This is a genomic window from Cernens ardua, assembly GCF_051251085.1.
In the GTDB taxonomy this organism is placed as follows: domain Bacteria; phylum Pseudomonadota; class Gammaproteobacteria; order Pseudomonadales; family Halomonadaceae; genus Cernens; species Cernens ardua.
This window is the reverse complement of the sequence record NZ_JBPCZH010000001.1, coordinates 945,250-968,990: the sequence shown is the minus strand read 5'-3', so window position 1 is coordinate 968,990 and position 23,741 is coordinate 945,250. Positions and strand designations below refer to the sequence as shown.

Genomic DNA, 23,741 nt, shown 5'->3' with positions numbered 1-23,741 from the left:
CCGCTACTTTGTATGCCTCACCCTGTGGACGGCATGATGAATCAAAAATAAACCGGTTGTGACCGGATATTCTTACCGTTTGATGATGAGTGATTCGATGTTTTTAGCATGGTTACCGGAGTTGGGGCTGTATTCGCTGATACTGGCTTTTTTTGCCAGCCTGATGCAGGCCGTCATTCCCTTGTGGGGGGCCTGGAAGCGCAAGCCCTTATGGATGGCATTTGCCCAGCCGATGGCATTGGCACAGTTTTTCTTTCTGTTGATCGCCTACATCATTCTGACGATCTGTTTTCTGAATGATGTTTTCAGCGATGCGTACGTTGCCGAAAACTCCAATACGCTGTTGCCCTGGTATTACAAGATATGTGCCGTATGGGGGGCGCACGAGGGTTCCATGCTCCTCTGGGACTTGCTGCTCTCCTTCTGGGGCGTAGCCGTTGCCCTTTTTTCGCGTAGGCTCCCACGTGATTTTCTGGCCCGTGTGCTGGGTGTGATGGGGGTTATTTCGCTGGGCTTCCTTAGCTTTATTATTGAAACCTCCAGCCCGTTTCAGCGTATTTTGCCCAATCCTCCTCAGAATGGGGTGGATCTTAACCCCATGCTGCAAGACCCGGGGCTGATCGTTCATCCGCCCCTTCTTTATATGGGCTATGTTGGCTTTTCGGTGGCCTTTTCCTTTGCCATGGCTGCATTGCTGGGTGGGCGGCTGGATGCGGCCTGGTGCCGTTGGGCGCGCCCATGGACAACGCTGGCCTGGGCCTTCCTGAGCTGGGGGATCGCGTTGGGAAGCTGGTGGTCCTACTATGAGTTGGGCTGGGGCGGCTGGTGGTTTTGGGACCCGGTTGAAAATGCCTCCCTGATGCCATGGCTGGCGGGCACAGCGCTTATTCACTCGCTGGCGGTGACGGAAAAACGAGGTTCCTTCAAAAGCTGGACTGTATTGCTGGCTATACTGGCCTTCTCGCTATCACTGCTGGGCACCTTCCTTGTGCGCTCCGGTGTATTGAGTTCGGTCCATTCGTTTGCCAACGATCCAGAGCGCGGTAATTATATTCTAGTACTGCTCGGAATTACCGTTGGGGTATCGATGCTGATATACGCTTTGCGTGCGCCCAAGGTTAATACAGGCAGTAGTTTTACGTTCCTGTCGCGTGATTCCCTGCTGTTGATAAACAATATTATTCTGATGGTCATGATGACGACTGTCCTGTTGGGCACGTTGTATCCTCTGGCATTGAACTCACTGGGTTATGGTGAGATTTCGGTAGGGCCTCCCTATTTCAATATCATGTTTGTCCCTCTGATGAGCCTGATGGCGGTCTTTATGGGGATGGGGCCTGTCAGTCAGTGGAAAAACACCCCGCTAAAAACGCTGCGTAAACGTGTGTGGTGGGCTGCGCTTATTGCAATTGCCATTGGTATTTTGGCACCTCTCGTTTACTCCGGTGAATGGAGTTTTGGCGTTACCCTCGGATTAACCATTGCCTTGTGGATTGTCCTGCCCATGTTTCGTGACTATGTCGTGCAATTACGACGCGCCGGCTTACGTGGATTACGACGTTTTCCGCGAAGCCACTACGCCATGAACCTTGGACACTTTGGCTTGGCAGTCACTATTGTGGGGATTACGCTTGTTACGCATTACACAAGTCAACAGAATGTCAGTCTTGCACCAGGTACGACAGCTACCGTGGGCGAATATCAGTTCACCATGGAGTCCATGAACGAGATCAAAGGGCCCAATTGGGTGGCTGATCGCGCGACCTTAAGCGTGAGTCATAATGGTGATTTCGTTGGCATGATGTACCCCGAAAAACGTGTCTATATCGTTTCCCATCAGCCGATGACGGATACTGCGCTGGAATTCAACCCGTTCCGTGATCTTTATGTTTCTCTGGGTGGGCCATTAGAGGGGGAGGCGTGGTCGTTGAGGATCCAGATCAAGCCTTTCGTGCGCTGGATATGGGGGGGCGGTTTGATGATGGTGGCAAGTGGCATGTTGGCTGCCAGTGATAAACGATATCGGCGGAAATCAAAACAATTCAAACCCGGTATGGTTGTGGAGGGAAGCAAATGAAACGGCGACTCTACCTGTTTGTCCCACTGATTCTGTTTGTATGTCTGGCCGTGATTCTCTGGTATGGCATTGGCAGTTCGCAAAAACCGAGAGCATCGGCGCTGATCTCTACCCCTTTTCCTGAGTTTACTCTGAAGGGATTGGATAATCCGGCTGAGCAGTACTCGTCGACTATGTTCAAAGGGCATGTAACACTGGTGAACGTATGGGGCTCATGGTGCCCTACCTGTGTACAGGAAATGCCTCAATTACTTCAATTGCAACAGCGTGGTGTACGTATCGTCGGGGTGGATTACAAGGATGATCGCCAGGATGCTGATCAATTCCTGAATAACTATGGTGACCCTTTCCAAAGCATCATTGCAGACCCTTCAGGGTCATTGGGATTCAATCTGGGGGTTTACGGTGCGCCCGAGTCCTTTATTGTGGATAGCAATGGCGTTATACGCTACCACCATACTGGCTACATCACGCCGCAGGATGTCAATTCTGTCATTATGCCGACGCTGAAAAGGATTGCAGAATAATGTCTTGTCTCCGTCATTTTTACCATTTACGTGCTTTTATTTTTGTCATGTTGGCGGCCATTTTCATGTGCTTTAGCATGACAGCGAATGCGGACAACACGCCGACAGAGTTCAATAATCCGAAACTGGCAGTACGCTATGAAAAGCTGACCAACGAGCTACGTTGCCCTAAATGTGAAAATGAGAGCCTCGCCAGTTCACAGGCGCCCATTGCAGGTGATATCCGCAACCGGATCGGTTTATGGTTGAAGGCAGGCGAGTCGGATGATCAGATTCGTCAACAACTGGTTGCCCGTTTTGGTGAATATGTTCTGTACAAGCCTCGTATCGAATCCCGTACCTGGCTGCTTTGGGGATTTCCGGGTATAGCGGTCATATTGGGTGTTCTGATACTTGGCCTGTTTGTAGTACGACATCGGCGGAATCGAGTGACTGAGCTGGATGCCTCGGAACGCGAACACCTTGCTGAACTACTTAAGCGCCATTCCAGTGAAGATGGTGAAGGATCATCCGCCCAATCAGGGAGCTCGCACTAATGCTGGATTTTTATGTAGGCGCGATTCTACTGATAGCCTTTTTCCTGCTTTTTGTATTGGCAGCCTGTCGCCGCTCCGGCAAAGTGGCTGCTCTACAGTCGGATTTTGAACAGGCGGATCAGCTCAGTGCAACCAATGTTCGGCTATATCGACGTCAATTGGCTGAGCTGGAACAACAAAAAGCGGATAAACAACTAACGGAGGCTGAATACAGAAACGTTCAGCTCGAATTGGAACGTCAGCTTCTTGAGGACAGTCAGGTCGAACATCCCCGCTCGCCACTTGCTTCACCCTCCGCAGGCAAATGGCTGGCTATTGTGGGGACTCTTGGCTGTCTCGTGGCTGCCTGTGTTGTGTATCACCTGAAAGGCAGTAGTGAGGACGTTGAACTCTTCAATGTCCGTAATCAGGTGATGCAGAGCGCCCATCCGACGATACCGCACTATATTGCACGCTTTGAAGAACTGGCCCAAGAGCAGCCGGATAATCCGGATGTTTGGGCAATGCTTTACCCGTTGTATCGTGACTCCGGCCGTTACAGTGATGGTGTGGCCGCCTTGCGGCATATCATTGCGATTTCCGGTCATAATCCGGCGCTGGATGCCGAATTGGCACAGGCTGAGTTTTTTGCCTCAGGGCGTAAGGTAACACCGGAAATCAGCCAGTTGATTCACAAAGTAGAGCAGGAAGACCCACAACAACCGACGATCAATAGCCTGGCTGGGTTCATAAGTTTCCTGCATGGGGATTATGCGGGAGCCATCTCCCACTGGAGAATTTCTTTGGCAGGTCAGCAAAACCCTGACGATCAGAGCGCAATTCGTGGGGGTATTGAAATAGCCCAACAGCGCTTGCAGGCACAAAAGAACGCTCAACAGGCAACGAACGATACCTCGTCGGCTCACTAAGCCATTTTGGTTTTCATCGAGGGGTAGGACTCATTAACTCTTTGGAAGCCTCGAAAGCTTTGGCTCTCGGGGCGTTTCTCTATCCTGAGGCTCGCGTGTTGGTAAATGGGATGATAATCTTTGTCGATATACACCTGAATCCTCAGCATGATCATCATACGAATATACAATCGTATAAAGATGTGATCATGTGATGACATGATCATATAAAAAATGAAGGCGCGTTCGCGTCTGAATGTAGGTACTTGCGCGAACATGCGACTTAAATCAATCAAACTTTCAGGCTTCAAGTCATTTGTTGATACGGTCAACGTACCGTTTGAAAGCAACATGACCGCTATCGTGGGCCCTAACGGCTGCGGGAAGTCCAATGTGATTGATGCCGTACGTTGGGTCATGGGGGAGTCATCCGCGAAAATGCTTCGCGGTGAATCCATGGCCGATGTCATTTTCAATGGCTCAACCGGGCGTAAACCGGTGGGGCAAGCTTCTATAGAACTCACCTTCGACAATGATCCGGATGATCCGCAGCGTAAACTGGGGGGTGCCTATGCCCAATACGCAGAAATCTCCGTGCGTCGCTTGGTGACCCGCGACGGGCAATCCCTCTATTTCTTCAACGGTGAAAAGTGTCGGCGCCGTGATATCAGTGATCTCTTTTTAGGCACAGGTCTGGGGCCGCGTTCCTATGCCATCATCGGGCAGGGAATGATTTCCCGACTGGTAGAAGCGCGCCCTGAGGAGCTCCGTTCCACGCTGGAAGAAGCAGCCGGCATTTCCAAATACAAGGAACGACGTCGCGAAACTGAAAATCGCATGCGACGCACGGAAGATAACCTTGAGCGTTTGAATGATTTGCGTGAAGAGTTGGATAAACAGCTCGAACGTCTTAAGCGTCAGGCAGAGGCGGCAAAACGCTATCAACAGCTGAAAGAGCAGGAGCATCGCCTGAAAGGGGAGCTGGCCCTGATGCGTGGGCGAGCTTTGCGTAATCGCCAGCAGGAGGCCGAAGCTCGGATTCGCGATATCGAGATCGAGCGTGAGCGCAACCTTTATGGGGTTCGTGAAAGCGAAAGATTACTGGAAGAAGCTCGGCTTGAACATGACAAGCTGGCTGAAGAGCTGGACAGTAAACAGGCGCGTTTCTCCGAGACCAGTGCCTCGATTGCCCGCCTTGAACAGTGGCTTGATAATGCGCAAAGCCGCCAACGTCAGATCAGCGCTGATCTTGAGAGCGTTGCGCGGGAATTTTCCGAGCTGGCGAGTCTGGAGGAGCAGGATCAGGCGCGTTTGGTCGAGTTGCAGTCGCGCCTTGAAATGCTCGATCCGGAACGTGAAGCAGCCCAGGAGCGTCTCGAACAGGCTGAAGCACGGTTGGAAGAGGCCGAGCAACATCAACAGGGCCAGCAATCTGCCTGGGATGAAACCCTCGCGCAGCAGGGGCAACATGCACGGACCGTTGAGCGTTTGCAAAGTGAAGTGCAGGCGCTGGAGCGTGAATTGACCGCGCTGGCAAATGAAACGACGCGCCGTCAGCAGCAACAGAGTGAACTTCCTGTTGTGGATGAGCTGGAAAAAGAGCACAGCGCGCTTTCTGAGCAAAAAAATGAGCTCGCGTTGATCCTTGAGTCCCTGGCTGAGCAACAGGCTGAGTACCAGGAACAGCGTGCTGAAGAGGACGAGCGGCTGCGCCTGTTAAACGGTGAGCGGGAGAAGAAAGTCGAACAGCAGCACCAATTGCGAGGGGAGCAAGCCTCTCTGACGGCCCTTATTGATGCGGCATTAGCCTCTCAAAGTGAGGAATTTACTCGCTTTCTGGATGCCCACGGGATGAGTGGCCTGCCGCAACTGGCCGAGCAGCTATCAGTGACCGCCGGTTGGGAAAATACAGCGGCATGGGTATTGTCACCCTGGTTGGATGCCCGTGTCGGAAGCCACGATGTAGTGGCTCACATGGCAGCGTTTGGTGCGCTTGAATCGGGTGAATTCGGGATCATAACGGCAGACGAACCTGCAGCTGTCCCCGGCTCCTTGGGGGAACAGGTACATGGTGCGGGCGCTCTTCGTGAATGGTTGAATACCATTCGAACGATAAAACCTATTCAATCAGAAGAAGATGAGGCTTCTGTTCAAGCACAGTTAAAGAATCTTCCTCCACACCACAGCCTGATTACGCCAACGGGTACATGGTTGGGAGTAGGCTGGCGGCGCCAATTGGGGCAAACGGCGCAACAAGAGAGCATTATCAATCAGCGCCAGCGTCGTGAAGAGGTCGAGGCGATACTCGACACGCTGTACACCGATATTCAACAGCTGGATGAACACATCGCAGCAGCCCGTGAGGGGCTGGTACGTCTTGACGAACACTTGGCTGAAACCAACCGTCAGCAGCACCAGCAGGAAGCCGAGCGCGAGCGTGTTGCTATCGCAGAGGCCGCGGTCGCTTCCCGGTTGGAGCATCTGAATGGCCGTCGTGCCGAGCTGGCTGAAGAGTTGTCGCTCTTGCAGGAAAGGCGGGAAGAATCAGCATTAGCGTTGGAAGAACGGCGCGAAACCCTCGAACAGGCACAGGAAACCCTTGGCGAACATACCGAGCAGCGTCAACAATTGGAGCATGCACGTGCCTCCATGAGTGAAAGCGTGGCGCAGGCCAGGCAGGAAATTGCCCCGGCGCGTAATGCGCTGGCCGAGCTTGAACTTGAATATCAGCGCGTCAATACAGAACTTGCCGGTATGCAGCGCTCACAAGGGCGTGGTGACACCCAGCGTGAACATCTCGAAATGCGTCGCGAAGCGCTGGAAGAAGAGCGTGAAAACCTTGCTGAACCTTTCGAGGAGCAGCGCGCTGAACTGGATGAGCTGCTGGACCGCCGTAGCCTCGAGGAAAATGCGCTGTCTGCGGTACGCGAGCGCTCCCGTGAGCTTGGCGAACGCATGCGGGATCATGAATTGCATCGGCAAGGCCACGAACATGACCTCGAACAGTTGAGAACCCGCCTTGAAGAAATGCGACTTCAGGTTCAGGAGTTAACCTTAAAGGCTTCCGCACAGGATGAGCAGTTGGAAGAGGGCGGCCACAATCTTGAGGTGTTGGCATCACAGCTGGCAGAAGATGCCACCGAATCCGCCTGGCAGGAAGCGCTGGAAGCGACGGCCGAGCGCATTCGCCGACTGGGGGCCATTAACCTGGCGGCTATTGAAGAGTACGACCAGCAATCGGAACGCAGGAATTACCTTGAAGCGCAGCATCATGAATTGAGTGAGGCGCTTGACACCCTGAATCGTGCCATTCGCAAAATTGATCAGGAAACCCGCTCGCGTTTCAAGGACACCTTCGAGCGTGTGAATGCAGGCCTGGGTGAACTTTTCCCTAGAGTTTTCGGCGGGGGGGCGGCCTGGCTGACATTGACAGGGGATGATCTGCTTGAAACAGGTGTCGCTATCATGGCGCGACCTCCCGGCAAGAAAAACAGTACGATCCACTTGCTTTCGGGAGGAGAAAAGACGATGACAGCGTTGTCACTGGTTTTCGCTATCTTCCAGCTTAATCCAGCGCCTTTCTGCATGTTGGATGAAGTGGATGCGCCGTTGGATGATGCCAATGTGGGGCGCTATGCGAAACTGGTCAAGGATATGTCCGCTTCTGTCCAGTTCATCTATATTACACATAACAAGATTGCGATGGAGGCGGCGGATCGTCTGATGGGCGTGACGATGCAGGAGCCGGGTGTTTCCCGATTGGTCTCTGTGGATGTTGAAGCTGCTGCAGTGCTAGCCGAGGCGTAACACATAAATCGTAAATCCATAACGAATTTGTACGATTAAAGTGCTACGCTCACAATGGGTTACGCTATATCTATTCAAGAATGAGCAATTACATGTTTATAATTGAGCATTCAAGTTAAGTCGCGATCCTCTTTACGTTCGGGTACGCATTTTATTTTCAGAAGAAGGGGTGGATAGACAGGCAGTTTTTCTTGTCTGAGCCCATTTTAGAACAGGTCGAGACTCCATGGATTTACGTGAATGGTTGATTATTATTGGTGTAATTGTTCTGGTTGCGATCGGCATCGATCTTATACGGCGCCGTCGCAAACAGGATGAACTTTCACCTCTTGATAGCGGTGAGTCGGACACCGATTATCCTGTACAGGAATCTTCTGCCACTGATTGGGAATTCCCCAATGGTGGGTCTCGGGTGGTTGATTCCGAACGCGTGTCAACACCTGACGTTGCGGAATCTTCCTTCGAACGTCGTGGGTTGAAGACCAAATTTCCTACGCATCATAATGATCAAGAAGATGATCATCCGGAAACTGCACCTGAAGACCTGAATCATGATGACCTCGACCTCAAGCATGTTCAGGCGGAAGAGCAGTATGAAGAGCAGCAACTCGAAGAGCATGAACGTGAAGAACAACAGCGGGTCAAGTCAAAAAACGAAGACTCACGCCCCACTGATCATGATGTTGCCCATGAGACACCCTTAAATGCCACGGACGAACCTGAAGAACATCTCGATAATACGGAAGCGTTGAGCGCTTCGGGAACAAATGATGTTCCTGCTGGTGAAGAGGGTTCTGAAAAGAGCATAACGCATCATGCGCAAGCAGCAGAGCATGCTTCGGAAGAGCCGCGTGAAATAAAGGATGAAAATACTTCCACTGTTTCCGATACTGCTGATGCCTCTGCCGAAGATGATGATGAAAGCAAAAAGGGAACGGCTGAGGCGACACAAAGTAACGCTGTGAATGAGGGGGCTGATCACGATCACCCCGAGCAAAGCACTCCTGAGGGAAGTGTTGATGAAGAAAAGGCTCATGATGGAAATGACCACGAAGAGGGTGGTTATGAGGGCAATGATGACGAAGGCGATGAAGATGAAGAGAATGGCAATGGCCGCCACTATCATCGACACTTCAGTACGGAAGAAGAGCACGTCGACGACCCTCGTTACGAAGGCTTGTCCGAAATCTTGCTGCGTCGTCCGATGGATGGCGTAGCGCGGTTGCAGGAAGCGGCGGCAGAACGTCGTGAAAAACGTGCCATTAAGCGTGAGGAAGCACGCATCCGCCGTTTGGAAGATCGTGCTCGCCGTGCCGAAGAGCGTGCCAAGCGCCGCGAAGAGCAGGAACGGCAAGCTGAGATCCGTCGTCAGGAGCGCGCAGAGCAGCAACGCCTTGAGGCAGAAAAACGGCAGCAGGAAGAGCAAAAACGCCGCGAAGAAGACGAAAAACGGCGTCAGGCCTCACTGGAACGCCAGCGCAAGTTGCGTGAACAACAACAGCATGCATCCTATGATGCGCGCGATTCCCATGCGAATGCGTATTACGATGATGAAGAACGTGCTGAATACAAGCCTTCTTCCGATTATCGGGATGACCCTCAGGCCCACTATGCGCATGGAACACATCGTCCGCAGGAATCCTATCGGGATTATGACGATGAAAACGATCCCCTCTTTGCGCCGCCTCATCGGGGAAATGAACGTTACTCGGACAGTGTGCCTTATTTAGGGGCGGTAGATACGTTCGATGAAGAACGTTACGACAGCCGTGATCCTGAACCACGGTACTCTAATGACGATCATGGCATCAATGGTCGGCATGATGAAGAAGAATCCCTTTACGCAGATGATGCGCGTGATCATCCGTTGCGTGAGCCGGAGATCGCTGAGCCAGCACATCATCAATTCCATCCCATTATTGATAAAGCCCTGCGCACGCGTGTTGATGGCGATATTGTGATGGATGTGTTGAGCGATGCCGATGAACTCGTCATTATCAATGTCGTGTCCCGCGCGGGTGAAAGTTTCAACGGAATTGAACTTACCAGAATATTGTTGGCATGTGGACTGGTCTTCGCCGAAGAAGGTGAAATGTTCCACCGCTTTGAAACTGAAGACGAGGATAGTAACCTGCAGTTCTCGGTTATCAATGCGATGAAGCCCGGTCGTTTCCCCATGCTGGAGATGGAACGATTCTCGACCCGTGGGGTTTCCTTCCTGCTGCCATTACCTTCAGCGGAGGATCCCAGCGCGGCATTTGAAGCCATGTTGGGTACGGCCAAGGTATTGGTACACCACCTGAATGGCGACCTTAGGGACGAAAACCAAAGCGTCATGACATCCCAGACCATCGAGTTTATTCGCCAGAAGGTGCGTGAATTCGAACGCCGGATGCGATTGCATCGGTACTGATTATTATGGGAAAGAAAAAACGCCAGCCTTGTTACAGGCTGGCGTTTTGTTTGTGGGAGAGGTTTTCCTGTAGAAAATGTATAAATACCAAGGCTACAGGTTCAATTGAAGAGAGCGGAGTAATCAAATGTCTACAGCTGTGGCATGTTTATGTGGTGCCAATCAGTTTCAATTGAAGGGTAATCCCGCTGCAAAGGCGTATTGCCATTGCCAGAGCTGCCGCGACATGTATGGTGGAGATTTGCTTTCCTTCCTTATCTTTTCAACAATCCAAACCTGATCGCGTCACTCAATGCGCCCGCGATTTCCGTCCCGTGATCTTCATCAGGAAATATTTTGTACTCCACGTGAATGTCGGGCAGTGTCGATAATTGTTTGGCCAATTGGTGGCTGCGGCCAATCTGATCCCGTTGACGCTCAATTCGGGCCATGGCTGCCAGCGTTTTTCCATGGGGGGGTGTGGCCCATGGGGCAGGTGTTTCTTCATACTGACTGACCATTAGCAATACGGAGATTGGCGCTAGCTCCGAATTTTGCTGTGCCAGTGTATGGACGACAGCCTTGGCCGTTGTTCCCTTGTCCCACCATAGCGAGGGGCTGGCGACCATATATCTTGAATAGGCCTGTGGGTGATGAGCCAGTACGTATAGCGCCCACAATGCACCGAATGAGTGCCCAAACAAATATTGTTGATGTTGATTAATCTGCGTTTGTTTCTGGACCATCGGCTTCACTTGCGTTTCAACAAACTGATAAAAGCTTTCCGCCTTACCGTTTTCCCGTTGAGGATGCATTGTAACGGCTGATGCCTGTTGTTTTGGCAACGGAGGGGTTAGATCGCGTGAGCGCGCATTGACCACATTTTCTTCGGGCGGATAGCCAATCCCCACGATAACCATGCCAGCACCGCCTGAATGATCAGGCCGATGCCCAAAATTATTGGACAACTGACTCGCCAGGGGAAACAGGGCATTCGCATCGGTCATGTACATGACGGGGTAGCCTTCCCTGGGAGGTCGACCGGAAGGCACATACATGAAGATTCTATATCGGTGTCCGGTGGCAGAAGTCATGTCCCACTGGTGACTATTGGTCATCATTACAGGCTGTTCATGAATCTCCTGTGGCTGTTCGGCATGAACGGGCACGCTGAGCAGTGTCATTGCACATGAAAACAGGAAACACATCTCTTTTTTCAACAAATATTTCATCGGTCTTGATCCCCACTGTCATACAGGGTTGTTGTGATTGTTTTTTTATTGTTGTGGTTCTTGTCGGTGTAGCTCCAGTAGAACAACACTGTAAATTGTGGCTGTGTACCGCTGATGGATACCATTGTTGCCTCATGGATGCTTGCGACATTTGCATGCCATCGTTGTCGATCAAGGCTTTTCATCAATGTTATTTATTGACTCACGTTATCCACCAGCGGTCTTCAATGCCATGATGTCACTGAACTACAACTTGTAGGTTGCCGTAGCAAAAATGCTTCTTGGTTCCCCATACATGTCGAACGTGGATTTGCTGCCGACACGCTCATAATATTTTCGATTGAAGATATTGTTGGCATTCATTTGCAGTCGTAGCCTTGGCGTGACATCGTAGGCGGCCATCAGGTTGGTGACGGCATAGCCGGGGGCATGTACTTCATTGTTTTTGGTGCTGGAACTAAAGTCGCTCACCGCATTGATACCGGCACCTACCGTCAGATGATTCAACGGACCCTGATGGAAACGGTATGTTGTCCATAGATTGGCCATGTGTTTGGGCATCAGCGTAAATACCGCATCGTCATTGGAGGAACCTGAGGTTTCAACCTTGGTATTCAGATAGGTATACCCTGCGATCACACTCCAATAGGGCGTGATATTGCCGGTAAGCTCCAGCTCGACCCCCTGATTACGTGTTTTTCCCAACGCCGTGTATGCAGCCGGATTATTAACCAGTGGTGCCGCACGGTGCTTGTCATACATCCGATATAGGCTGATGCGGCTATTCAGGCGTCCATTCATGAATGAACTTTTGATACCGGTCTCATATTGATCGCCGGTACGGGGTTTGATCATGCTCCCCTGCGCATCCGTTTCAGTTTGTGGGTCATAGACTTGGGAATAGCTGGCATAAAGTGAAGTAGAGTCACTCAAGTCGAATACAAATCCTCCATAGGGGGTGACTTTCGCATTGCTTGAATGATGTACATTAACACCTGTCAGCGCATTGTTATTCTGTTGTTTGAATGCACTAACACGTGTGCCGGCAATCAGGGCCAGACGCTCCCATGGGCGGAAAGTCAACTTGCCATAGGCACCGTATTCATCGAGTGATGTGATGGTATGTGTATGTCTATAGCGAATCTTATTGCCATATGGCGACAAAAAGCTTCCCCGTGCAGCATTCAGGATATTAACGTACTGTAGATTGTCAAAATAATGATAATCAATTTGGCTTCCCGTCAGGCTTTGGGTCGCTGCCTGATCGGCATCGGTGCGATAGTGTTTGTAATCCGTCCCCACGACAAACTCGCTGACATGTCCAAACGTTGAAAACGGTTGGCTATAGCTGGCATCAGCAGAGAACGAATTCTGATTAACCCTTTCCCCCAATCCGGCAACCGACACCCTATTTGCGGCGGATACGCCAGTTCCACCGCCGTAGGCATAGTTGAAATAGGCATTACGATTGGAGTAGCGCCCTGCAACTCGACCATATCCTCCATTGGAGAAGTGGTGCGTCAGCTCGGCAATCCAGTCATTCGATTGGCTTTGGAAGCGGTTCCAATCAGCACCGAAATAAGTATGACGTGGATAATTCTTAAGATTACCGGCAGTATCGGTTGAAACACCGTTATTGGGGTGGATTCTTGCCTGTTGCCTTAGGAAGGAGAGATCCAGCTCGGTTGCCGAATCCAGATCAAAGGCCAGAGTGCCATAGAAAAGATTCTGCTTGTTATGGTTATGGTCAACAAACCCATTCGTACCCTCATGATTAATGACCATCCTGCCGCGAACCGAGCCAGACTGGTTGATGGGTCCTGAAAGATCAACACCGATGTTATTGTGATTCCAGCTACCATAACTGCCGCTGACATTACCCTGAAATTTGCGTGTGGGCTTCTTTAATACCATGTTGACGATGCCGCCCATTTCACTGGTACTGTCGAATAGTCCAGAAGGGCCTCGCATCATTTCTACACGGTCAAATGCTTCCAGTTGTGGAACCGATCCCGTGATGCTCGACATGGGAGCAGGTAAACCATCAATTTCGTAATTGTCATATTCATATCCGCGTGAATAGATGCTTGAACGCCCTGCATCGTTCGGTAATACACGGACCCCCGGTGTACTTCTGCCCAACTCGTCCAGCGTATGAAATGCCTGATCCCGAATAGCATCATGGGTGACTACGTCAACTGATTGAGGGATGTCTCTTAAAAGCGCGGGCGTTTTGCTCCCTACCGTCGCGGAATCCACAGAGTAACCACCACTCTGTTCCGAGGATTCCATACTATAGAGGCGGTTACCTTTCACTGTAATGGTTGAAAAACGCGCTGTGGATGAGGCATTTCCAACTGCTGCAGGTGCAGCGGGGGCTGGCGCAGCAATATGCGATTGTACGTTTCCCCTTGAAGACTGTTCGTCATCCATTGTGTCTGTTTGCTGTGCTAATACAGAGCAGGAGGCGCATAGCAGAGCCGAGCCAAAAAAACAGGGGATGTAGATATTCGCGTGAGTCCTTTTCTGATTATACTGCATGGTAGGTTCCCATTTATTTTATGAATTTTCGTGAATGATAATTATTTTCATTTATAAATGGTAGTCATTATTGATTGTATTTTTGAAATAACCGGTCAACGAAGTGTTGGAGAGGTAGATTGAGATGCCATCCCAAACACAAGCATTCGATCATCCGACGGTAAATAAAACAAAAAAGGAACCATCATGCCTGATTTCCACACCCTCCAAGCCTGGGGCAATGCTCTGTTTGAAGGCGAAAACGTTCTTTTACGAGAACTTCGTGATGATGACTTGCCGATACTGACCACATGGATGAACACCAGCGGTAATGCAATTCTGCAAACGTACCGTGTGGTAAAGCAGCCCACAGCATTACTCGATGACCTGTTGAATAAAGAGCACCGTAACGATTCTGCCTTTGCCTGCGGATATTGCATAACGGACAAAAACGGTCAATTAGTGGGCTCTTTCACTCTGGAAGCTCATGCGCCCATGTACCATATTTTTGAGCTGGGCATCATGATTGGCCCGGGTTTTCAGGGGAAAGGCTTCGGATTCGAAGCATGCCAAATGGCTCTGCGACTGGCGTTTGAGGAAATGCGTGCCTATAAAGTGGCCTTGAAGGTCTGGTCTTTCAACGAGCGTGCCATTCGTTTTTATGAGCGCCTTGGGTTCAAGGAAGAAGGGCGTTTGCGTGCGGTTGCCTTTCATCGTTCGGACTATTTCGATGAGGTGAATATGGGCATGCTGGCATCTGAATATCAGGCCTTGAAAAGTACCCATGAATAATCGGGTTATGCGGCAGTAATCCTGTGTATTGACTGCTAAAATAAGGGGATATGAAAGGAAGGTACATTCGTCCATTACCTTCCCCCAAGACTCTTTTTCATTGCTTCGCTGAAATTGGATATCACCGTGAATCAAGCTGCCTCACCTAACGACATTACCCAACGTGTCATGGAATTACGTCAGAATATCGACGATGCCAACTACCGCTACTATGTCGAAAATGAGGCCGCCATTCCTGATATCGAATATGATCGCATGATGCGGGAATTGCAGGCATTGGAAGCGGAGCACCCTGAGCTTCAGACGGCCGATTCCCCCACCCAGCGTGTAGGTGCGCCTATTTCGGACGGCTTCCTGCCGGTCGAGCATACTGTGCGGATGCTTTCGTTGGACAACGCTTTCGATGATGAGGAGCTGCAAGCTTTCGTGCACCGCGCCGCTGATCGCCTTCACCGTGATGCTGAGTCACTCTCTTTTTGCTGTGAACCCAAGTTGGATGGTCTGGCTGTCTCTCTCATTTATCGGGAGGGTATTCTGGTGCAAGGGGCAACGCGTGGCGATGGCAGCGTGGGTGAGGGCATTACCAATAACCTGCGTACCATACGTTCCATCCCGTTGAAACTACGCGTAGATAATCCCCCTGATGTGCTGGAAGTGCGTGGGGAGGTCTTTATTGGTCATAAAGGGTTCGCTCGGATGAATGAGCGGGCACGTGAAGAGGGTAGTAAGGTCTTTGCCAACCCGCGTAATGCAGCCGCGGGCAGTTTGCGACAGTTGGACCCATCAATTGCAGAGCAGCGTCCGCTTGAATTTTTTGCCTATCAGGTCGCCCAGCTAGAGGGAGAACCCTGGGCCGAGACCCATTCCGCGATGATGGCTCGCTTACGCGAATTCGGCTTTCGTTCCAACCCAGAGCTGGCCATTGTTCAAGGGGCCTCAGGCATTATTCAGTTCTGCCATCGCCTTGGCGAACGCCGCGCGGGGCTGGATTACGATATCGATGGTGCCGTGCTTAAGGTTGACAATCTGGAACAGCAGCGTGAACTGGGCTTTGTCTCACGTGCCCCTCGTTGGGCGATTGCTTTCAAGTATCCGGCACAGGAACAGATGACGCGCTTGAATGATGTCGAGTTTCAGGTGGGGCGTATCGGTACGTTAACACCCGTTGCCAAACTGGAACCGGTACAAGTGGCTGGTGTGATCGTTTCCAACGCGACCCTTCACAATATGGATGAAATACACCGGCTGGGGGTACGCATTGGTGACGATGTGATCGTGCGACGTGCCGGAGATGTAATCCCGCAGATCGTCCAGGTGGTCATGGATCACCGTCCGGAAGAGACACGTGAAATCGTGATGCCGACCCACTGTCCGGTATGTGGTGCAGAGGTCGAACGCCTGGAAGGTGAAGTGGCGGCCCGTTGTTCCGGCGGACTTTTCTGCCCGGCTCAGCGTAAGGAAGCCATCCGTCATTTCTCTAGCCGTAAGGCCATGGATATCGATGGTTTGGGCGTAAAACTGATCGATCTGCTGGTTGAACGCGAATTGATCAAAACACCGGCCGACCTGTTCCACTTACAACGTGACACCTTGGCTGAACTTCCCCGTATGGCGGAAAAGTCGGCTGATAATTTGGTGAACGCCATTGATGCCGCGAAAAAAACCACATTGGCACGTTTCATTTATGCGATCGGTATTCGTGAAGTCGGGGAGACCACGGCACTCACACTGGCTAATCACTTTGGCTCACTGGATGCATTGAAAGAAGCAAGTGTAGAGGCGTTGGTCAGTGTTCAGGATATTGGCCCGATCGTCGCGCATCATATTCATACCTTCTTCCATCAGGAAGAAAACCTGAAAACGCTCAATGACTTACTGGACGCTGGTATTGTATGGCCAGTGATTACCGTGGAAAAACGCGAACAGCCACTGGAAGGCCAAACCTGGGTGCTGACCGGTTCACTCTCGACACTGACCCGTGACGAGGCCAAAGAGCGTTTGCAAGCCCTAGGGGCGAAGGTGAGCGGTAGTGTGTCGAAGAAAACCACGGTGGTTGTGGCAGGTGATGCGGCGGGTAGCAAACTGACCAAGGCACAGGAATTGGGCATCAAGGTCATGGATGAACCAGCCTTCATCGAACAGTTAAGCACCCTGGAAGGTAAGTAAGCATGTCTGAGTCAGGGCGATTTATCGTTATTCCTCCCTCCAGCCTGCCGCAAGAGCTGCGTCATGCGTTACTCGCTGAGTTCGTGACGAGGGAAGGGTACGATACAGCCGACATTGATGAGGGAGTGAGCGTGTGGGTCCATCAGTTGGATGAGCGTGTTCGACGAGGGGAGCTGCTAATTGTTCACGACCTCAACACTGAAATGAGCGAAGTCATGACACCCGAGCAATTGACAGCATTTCAAGCGCAGTAGCCCTTCACAAGATACCGGTTTGGCGTGTGTGAATCATGCTTCCAACCCGCCTTCATGCAATATTATTGCTTTTTCATCATTATTGTTGCTGGCAAGGCAACACTGAATTTCGTATTAAGGTATTATTAATGTTCGGGTGAGTCGGTATACTGGATTCATCCAATCGAGAGTGATTGGACATGGATTAAAGGCTGCGAGAGAGACTTTAACCCAAGTGCTTTAAGGTGTATGTGCGTAATTTGGCCCTTCTTTGAAGGGCTTTTTTTTGGTTATATGAAATATTCTCTCTGAAATTCATCAATGATCATCTTGTTCAATAACAGTATGATCCCATGAAATACGCCATGGGATCATTTCTCATGAGTACTCCAAGAGCTGTTTCTTACCGTGTGATGGGATGATCCTTATACTCATAGGCTTTATCCAGCGCCCGTTTGATATAGTCCTGTGTAATGTAAGGGACAAAACCCAGTCGGTCTCCTTTCTCGAATGACTGGTTGTAGTGTTCCAGAATATCAACGCGCCCCAGCATGGCCAGGGCTGTCAGGTGTTTGACCGGGGCAGATCCTACTACTGTTGTAGGTTTTTTTGCCCATTCGACTATGCAGTCGTAGACATTTTGTTGTTTAGCCCAGCGGATGGCCTCTTCGGACATTTGGAGGACTGCCTTTTCGGTTATTTCAGGGGCTTTTATTCTTATCCCCGGTCTTCTTGCTTTAATGTGATCATAAGAATAGTTAGAGTCACTTATTATACTGTCGATGAGTGAAAATTCTTTTGTAGAAAAAGTTAGAGGACCTCTTAATATTTTCTCATTAGATAAATATTTTATATTGTAAATGATATCTAATATTTTTCCTTCGATTGAATAGTTTGCTATAAATTCAGTTGTTTTTTTTCGATTTTAATTGTCCAGCCTTCTTTTTTTAATATATTACCTATTTCTTGTCTTTTCATTTAAGGATTCCCGGAAATCTTATTATAGAGATTGGTATTCCACTACCAAGTTGCTGTTTTATAGATATTGATGGATCAAGCAATTCTTTCGTTCCTGTTATTCGGAACCATAAGTGTTACCTGCTTTTTCTCTTTCTTCTATCCAGGTGAGTAACTCGTTAACAAGAATTGCTGCCGATTTATACTCTTCTTCCCCATTGTCAAAAAGATAAATTTCTTCAATATCGCCATCATATCCTAATACTTTTTCACGAATATCTGCTTCTTCGATTGCAACTATGGAATGCGCTGAATTTGACAATATAAATTGTAGGTGATGTCCGTCTATTTCTTTAGATAAAAATCTTTTGCAGGCATTCTTGATTTCGTCAACAGAGCTTTGGTATATGAGTTTGTTATTCATTTAAATCTCCTGATAGTTATAATAACTTTTGATGATTTATCTGTTACTACACCTAGGTTGTCCGATGTATATATATACCTTGATTCATTTTTTTGCATGCTAATCCTTTTATTCCCATTGTTCAATATGGATTCAATTAGATTAGGAGATATGCTAAGTCCCACTTTATCTGATCCTGCAGGAGTGCCCAATCCTGATGGTTGCATTCTATCAACAGCATGGCGTGTATATAATAAGTTTCCTATTTTTGCATAAGTTTTATTATCTATTATTACCTTCGGATAATGAGCCCAGCTTGTCCATAAGGAGGGGGTGTAATTTTGGTTTTCTATTGATAATATTCTTATCGCTTTAATTGATGAATTGGTTGCAAATTTCAATAATCCGGCACCATCTGCTCCCGTAAGAGCAATATCAGTTAATAGCTTTCCTGTTTCGAGTCCAGTATTATAAGCTCCTTGAATGCCTGCATGTTCATAGTTGTTTCGTAAATTATCTATTCTCTGCAGATATTCTTGTTTAATGGCATCGCCAAAGACTATCCACCTATCATTTTGGATGATATTTACTAGGCTAGAAAATAACTGTTCTGGATCAGATACTGTATTTAGTATGTTTAATTCGAAATCTACAAAATCTGTAGGAACACCAGCGATAACACCAGCAGCCATAGCACCATTTTGTGTTTGACTTGTAAGTCCCCACTGTATCTCAACTGATGCTTTTTCTTCTAAAGTTTTTGCTTGAGCTAACTCTTGATTCTCTAATTCTTTCTGATGGTGACTTAAATAGTTGTACCTGAAAGTATTTTCCGCTGCTGTAGCCCCACTGTTTGCTCCGCTTGAGGAGTTAGTAAAAACTGCTCCAGCAGTCCCTCCTAATGCTTTTACAAGTTCAGCTTCTTCGTTAGATTTTTGTTCCCAATCTTGGGCTGCAATGACATTATCACCCATTGAGATAGTTGCTAGTTCTGCTGAAAGACTCCCTGCTACAGCTCCTTTGACATTACCTTCGCCAATTTCGGCGCTCATCCCCGCTAGTACTGCATGTGATATAGCTCGTTGAGCAGATCCATCTGCTCCGAAGACCTGCCCATTATCTCCAATAATATTGGCGCCCTCAGCCTGTACCTGGCTGCCGATATTGCCCAATAGAGTATTAACCAGCTCGTTCTTGTAACTACCACCATAAATTGTATGGTTAATGCTGGCCTCTACAAAGGATTCGCCGGCAACCCGTTCGGTTGCATTATCCCAATTACTCAGCATGGGACGTGTCGCGGAGCCGGGCGTAGGAGCCTGATTGAAAAGCGTATTATCCAGTGCCGATAGTGAACCATTAATCGCCATGGCAGAAATGATCGATTTAACGGAACTGCTGCTCCCAAGCTGCTGGAATGTTTTGGAAAGGTTACCTTTATTGCTGACTATATCGACCGCCGCTTCGGAGGTTAACGCAGACATCCCTGCCATACCTGCGCCAGATAGAGCTGCCCCTGTTACCCCTTTAAGCCCGAAGCTTAAGCCGGCACCCAATGTTGTCGTAGATGTTGCAGCTGCGACGGCAATAGCTAGTACTGTACTAACTACAGGATTAAGACTTGTGTGGGTGTGGTTCCAGCTAGTGTAGGCATCCTGGACTTTATCCCACTGAACATCATTGCGATGATTAAGGTCTTTTAGCCATCCAAGTCCTGGCGTGGTAGCCAGTGCATTGACTGCCTGATCAAGGGTTTGACCATCTTTTTGCTTGATGTCGGCAGTTATACCTTGAGCAGCATCAATGGTCAGCTGTCCTCCTGTACTTATATGTGGAAGTTCCCAGGTCTGGTTCTGATAGCCTTTGTTGGTGCTTTTGATATAGAGGCCGGATGTTGATGAGATTGTTTGGTCAAAATCCGTATTTTTCACTGCCTCAAAGTTTATTTTCCCTTGTTGGCTGATGAGCTGTGCATTTTTACCTGCACTAATTTTGCTTGCCTGGTAGGTACTATCATCTTTACTAAGTAAAGTTATATTTTGATTAGCCTTGAAAATAGCAACATGATTTACAATGTCATCATGAGTATGTTCGTAGTGCTTATGTCCAAGTACTCCTCCCAGTATTTTCTTCTTTTTCTTTACCTGATAGTGACTGGTATCTTCCTGGGCCTGAGCAAAAAGAAACCCACCCTGGGCTGCAGCATTAAGATTGCCACCTGTTGAAATTATTTTACTCGCCTGAAATAAAAGGCTTCCCAATGATGTTATGTCTACATCATTTTTTGCCCTAATAAATACAATATTTTGGTTGGTACCTTTCGTATAACCTTTGGGAATGACATGATAATTATGTGCAACGACACTAAACAGTGACGTATCAGCACCACTTGAAATATGAGTGCTACCATCTGAAATAAGCTGCCCACCATGAATATGAATCGATCCATTGGCTGACAGTGTGGTATCTCCTACCGAGTGCAGATGAGTTGTCAGAACGTGGTCATCATAGGAGCCATCAGGACTTTGTGTTCTATATACCAGACTGCCAAGGGTCTCATTCCGTCCGGCAATAAGATTTAGGTTACTGGATGAATTGATATTGCTTGCAGGTAAACTTAGATTTCGACCTGCATCAATATTCACCCCATCACGGCCATAGAGTGTACTAATTTCTTCTGGCGTGCGTGTGATATTGAAATATGACGAGAAGGCCGGATCTGGCTGATAAACAGGTAGGGAAATATCTTGTCCGGCATTTAAATTCAGAGTTCCTTGTGCATTGAGATTTGCATGTGTGAAATTAAGATTATCGCCTGCTGTCAAGCTGAGATCATGATCAGTACTTATTGCATCAGCATTTGAATAACGTTCATTGAAAAGATTCTGGCGATTTGGGTGGGTTAACCCGGGGGCACCCGCCCACTTTTTCAAATAATCGTTGTCAGAGGTGATATTGATATCATCTCCAGCGATCATGGAAAGACTACCTACATGTGTTGCTCCCATATCCTTGAAAAAAATACTTTTTCCTGCCTGAAGAGTCAGCCCAGCTGGTGCGCTTATTTCAGGCATTGATGATTCCTGAGTATCATCAAACATGTTATCAGCACTTGAGAGTGTCAAATTGTCATTACGACTCAAAATATCAATTTGATTACTTGAAAGATCGCTTTGATTGACTGACACCCATCGATCGCCGCTAATCCATAAGGCCTGCCCCGAATGAATATTTGCGGCATTGATATCTACAGGACCTGTTGAGATGATATTGGTGGCATTTGAGGCATTCATCCCGGTGGTGATATGAACATAGCCACTATGCAGCAGTATGGAGTTGGCAGAAACTGAGGTTGAGGGTGCTGGAAGATGTACTTCTCCACCTGGAAGGGCTTCGCGTTCCTGCAAGTGGATTGAGTCACCAAAATCCATGGCGAGTTGATTACCTGCATGAATTGTAGCTGGTAACACGCCTGTTTGAGTCCAGGTCTGATATTGTCCTATTGTGTGCCAGGGAACATATGTCGGATGGTTCTGATAATGAATGAGGGTTTTGTTGGGAACTGATGTTGTCCCTGCCGCCATGGTGTAGGTATTTTCTTGCCCTAGTTTCCATGAATTATTGGTAAGATTTTCGCCTGCTAAATAGAGGTTATTGTTGGCTGTGATAATACTCGCGTCGTTGTCAAGATTGGTTGCATTGATATATGCACTATTGCCCGCTGAAATTTGTGCGGGATTTGTTTGCTGAACGACGACATCCTGATTCCTGGCTGTATTGAAAACAGGATGGCTAGCCATATCGACCTGACCAAACCAGTTGCCTCCAACATTTACTACACCATCTAAAGGCTCTTGATGAACAACTTCGCCATGACTATTAACAAAACTTATTATTCCAACCTGTTTATTCACATTATGTGAATGGGGGACTACACGTTGGGACGAGATTCTAAGTGTCTGTCGCTTGTTATTAAGAGAACTTGTTCTAATTACTACATCGCCAGCTATACTTCGAATGATGCCCGATTGATTGGTAACACTGGTACTTTTATCACCTGTACCATCCTTTTGAATAGTTAGATTATGCTGAGCCTGAATGAGGGCATTATTGCCATTATTATTGACATTGTCAGCTAAAAGGCGGATGTCCCCCTTGGATTTCAGTACCCCATTATTGTTTAAAGACTGTGATATCAGGGTCGCATCATTGTTGGACTGTAGTGTACTACTTGTGGGAATGTTAATAGAGGGCGCTCGGATATTGATATCCTGATTGGATGTCATATTTCCTGCTTGAACAGGGCCAGCGCTTTCAATAGTGATATCATCTTGAGCGGAACTTAAGTTTCCTGTATTGACACCCACGCCATTTTCTGTCGCTATCAATCTTATACGGTCTGCATACATTCCACCTATCGCTGTACTATCAAGTGCTACAGAAGGAGGTTTATACCCTTTTTCGCTACCTAAATCGGTTATTGTTCCCGTACCATAATCCAGATGGTTATGGCCTAGTGTGACATTGAGTTGATGGGCACTCAGGTGTCCCTCTATCTGAGCTACATGAGAGATTAGTTCGATGTAATTTGGAGAGGATCCGTCACGTGATTTGTAGGTTCCTTGAAGTCCATTTGGACCGATAACAATAGTGCCGCGATGGACATCCAGAGCAGCGAGAGCCCCTTGGTTGTCATATGAAGGCTGACCTGTTGTTAATGTTACTCCAGGGGTATTGGTAAATTTACATCCATTACAGGTAATTCCGTTGGGATTCGCTATTAATAAAGCTGCCTTCTGTCCCGCTATATCAACTTGACCGTCGAGTTGAGTAGGGGTATTGCTACTCACTTCATTTATAATTAAATGAGCTGCCCCATGCCTTAAGTTTGGATTTTTAGCAATATTCCCTGCGAGCGCTGAATTACCTGAATTCTTAAGATTGTTAAGAACAATTCCATTTGAATCTATATTGAATTGTTGGTAGGTGTTATGGGAAATACCCTGCTTATTAGGTGTTGCAATATTGACGATTGTATGACCATTTTCAACACGAACAGAAGTATTACTATTTATAGGTGTAATAGCTGCTCCCCATGCAGCTTCAGTATATTGCGAGGTCATTGTTATAATGAGGATGGTCCCCATAAGTCTACGCCAAATATATCCCTGTGCCATCTTTTTCTCTAGTAATAATATGTAGTTAGTTTAAT

General features: G+C 48.4%; 15 protein-coding genes. 10 read left to right on the top strand and 5 right to left on the bottom strand.

Translation table 11 applies throughout. The annotated features are described in order from the left end of the window. The first annotated feature begins 97 nt into the window (after positions 1-97). From LMG33818_RS04110 to LMG33818_RS04080, 7 genes are all read left to right on the top strand, one after another. Positions 98-2,077, top strand: a complete 1,980-nt coding sequence (locus LMG33818_RS04110; RefSeq protein WP_442322075.1) for a heme lyase CcmF/NrfE family subunit — start codon at positions 98-100, stop codon at positions 2,075-2,077. Continuing rightward, positions 2,074-2,604, top strand: a complete 531-nt coding sequence (locus LMG33818_RS04105; RefSeq protein WP_442322074.1) for a DsbE family thiol:disulfide interchange protein — start codon at positions 2,074-2,076, stop codon at positions 2,602-2,604. The genes LMG33818_RS04110 and LMG33818_RS04105 overlap by 4 nt, the downstream gene beginning before the upstream one ends. Beyond that, positions 2,604-3,140 (top strand): cytochrome c-type biogenesis protein, encoded by a 537-nt coding sequence (locus LMG33818_RS04100; RefSeq protein WP_442322073.1) that lies wholly within the window; start codon positions 2,604-2,606, stop codon positions 3,138-3,140. Before LMG33818_RS04105 ends, LMG33818_RS04100 begins: the two co-directional genes overlap by 1 nt. Further along, a complete protein-coding gene (gene ccmI / locus LMG33818_RS04095) occupies positions 3,140-4,048 on the top strand; it encodes a c-type cytochrome biogenesis protein CcmI (RefSeq protein WP_442322072.1) in 909 nt (302 codons plus the stop codon). The genes LMG33818_RS04100 and ccmI overlap by 1 nt, the downstream gene beginning before the upstream one ends. 255 nt (positions 4,049-4,303) lie before the next feature. Beyond that, positions 4,304-7,834: a chromosome segregation protein SMC gene (gene smc, locus LMG33818_RS04090; protein WP_442322071.1), complete on the top strand. Its 3,531-nt coding sequence runs from the start codon at positions 4,304-4,306 to the stop codon at positions 7,832-7,834. A gap of 226 nt (positions 7,835-8,060) precedes the next feature. Further along, the gene (locus LMG33818_RS04085; protein ID WP_442322070.1) at positions 8,061-10,247 is read left to right on the top strand and encodes a cell division protein ZipA C-terminal FtsZ-binding domain-containing protein; all 2,187 of its coding nucleotides are present in this window, start codon (positions 8,061-8,063) and stop codon (positions 10,245-10,247) included. Positions 10,248-10,374: 127 nt separating this feature from the next. After that, positions 10,375-10,527, top strand: coding sequence for a GFA family protein (locus tag LMG33818_RS04080; protein WP_442322069.1), 153 nt, complete (start codon positions 10,375-10,377; stop codon positions 10,525-10,527). Here the strand turns inward: LMG33818_RS04080 and LMG33818_RS04075 are convergent. Both LMG33818_RS04075 and LMG33818_RS04070 read right to left on the bottom strand, forming a co-directional pair. Then, positions 10,502-11,458, bottom strand: coding sequence for an alpha/beta hydrolase (locus tag LMG33818_RS04075; RefSeq protein WP_442322068.1), 957 nt, complete (start codon positions 11,456-11,458; stop codon positions 10,502-10,504). The two genes, LMG33818_RS04080 and LMG33818_RS04075, sit on opposite strands and share 26 nt — an antisense overlap. Before the next feature lie 246 nt (positions 11,459-11,704). Continuing rightward, positions 11,705-13,891 carry a TonB-dependent siderophore receptor gene (locus LMG33818_RS04070; RefSeq protein WP_442322067.1) on the bottom strand — a complete coding sequence of 729 codons (2,187 nt, stop codon included), beginning with the start codon at positions 13,889-13,891 and terminating at the stop codon, positions 11,705-11,707. A gap of 294 nt (positions 13,892-14,185) precedes the next feature. Between LMG33818_RS04070 and LMG33818_RS04065 the strand changes: the two genes are divergently transcribed. The 3 genes from LMG33818_RS04065 to LMG33818_RS04055 all read left to right on the top strand — a co-directional run bounded on the left by LMG33818_RS04065 (position 14,186) and on the right by LMG33818_RS04055 (position 17,190). After that, entirely contained in the window at positions 14,186-14,770 is a 585-nt protein-coding gene (locus tag LMG33818_RS04065; RefSeq protein ID WP_442322065.1) for a GNAT family N-acetyltransferase, read from the top strand. Between the two features lie 126 nt (positions 14,771-14,896). Then, positions 14,897-16,936, top strand: coding sequence for an NAD-dependent DNA ligase LigA (ligA, locus tag LMG33818_RS04060; RefSeq protein WP_503128949.1), 2,040 nt, complete (start codon positions 14,897-14,899; stop codon positions 16,934-16,936). Positions 16,937-16,938: 2 nt separating this feature from the next. Beyond that, a complete protein-coding gene (locus LMG33818_RS04055) occupies positions 16,939-17,190 on the top strand; it encodes a YheU family protein (RefSeq protein WP_442322064.1) in 252 nt (83 codons plus the stop codon). A 382-nt stretch (positions 17,191-17,572) separates the two neighbouring features. On the opposite strand, the gene LMG33818_RS04050 is transcribed toward LMG33818_RS04055, so the two are convergent. The 3 genes from LMG33818_RS04050 to LMG33818_RS04040 form a co-directional block, all read right to left on the bottom strand. Continuing rightward, the gene (locus LMG33818_RS04050) at positions 17,573-18,070 is read right to left on the bottom strand and encodes a DUF6990 domain-containing protein (protein WP_442322180.1); all 498 of its coding nucleotides are present in this window, start codon (positions 18,068-18,070) and stop codon (positions 17,573-17,575) included. Between the two features lie 174 nt (positions 18,071-18,244). Further along, a complete protein-coding gene (locus LMG33818_RS04045) occupies positions 18,245-18,550 on the bottom strand; it encodes a hypothetical protein (protein WP_442322063.1) in 306 nt (101 codons plus the stop codon). Next, positions 18,547-23,706, bottom strand: a complete 5,160-nt coding sequence (locus LMG33818_RS04040; RefSeq protein WP_442322062.1) for a two-partner secretion domain-containing protein — start codon at positions 23,704-23,706, stop codon at positions 18,547-18,549. Before LMG33818_RS04040 ends, LMG33818_RS04045 begins: the two co-directional genes overlap by 4 nt. Positions 23,707-23,741: the final 35 nt, after the last annotated feature.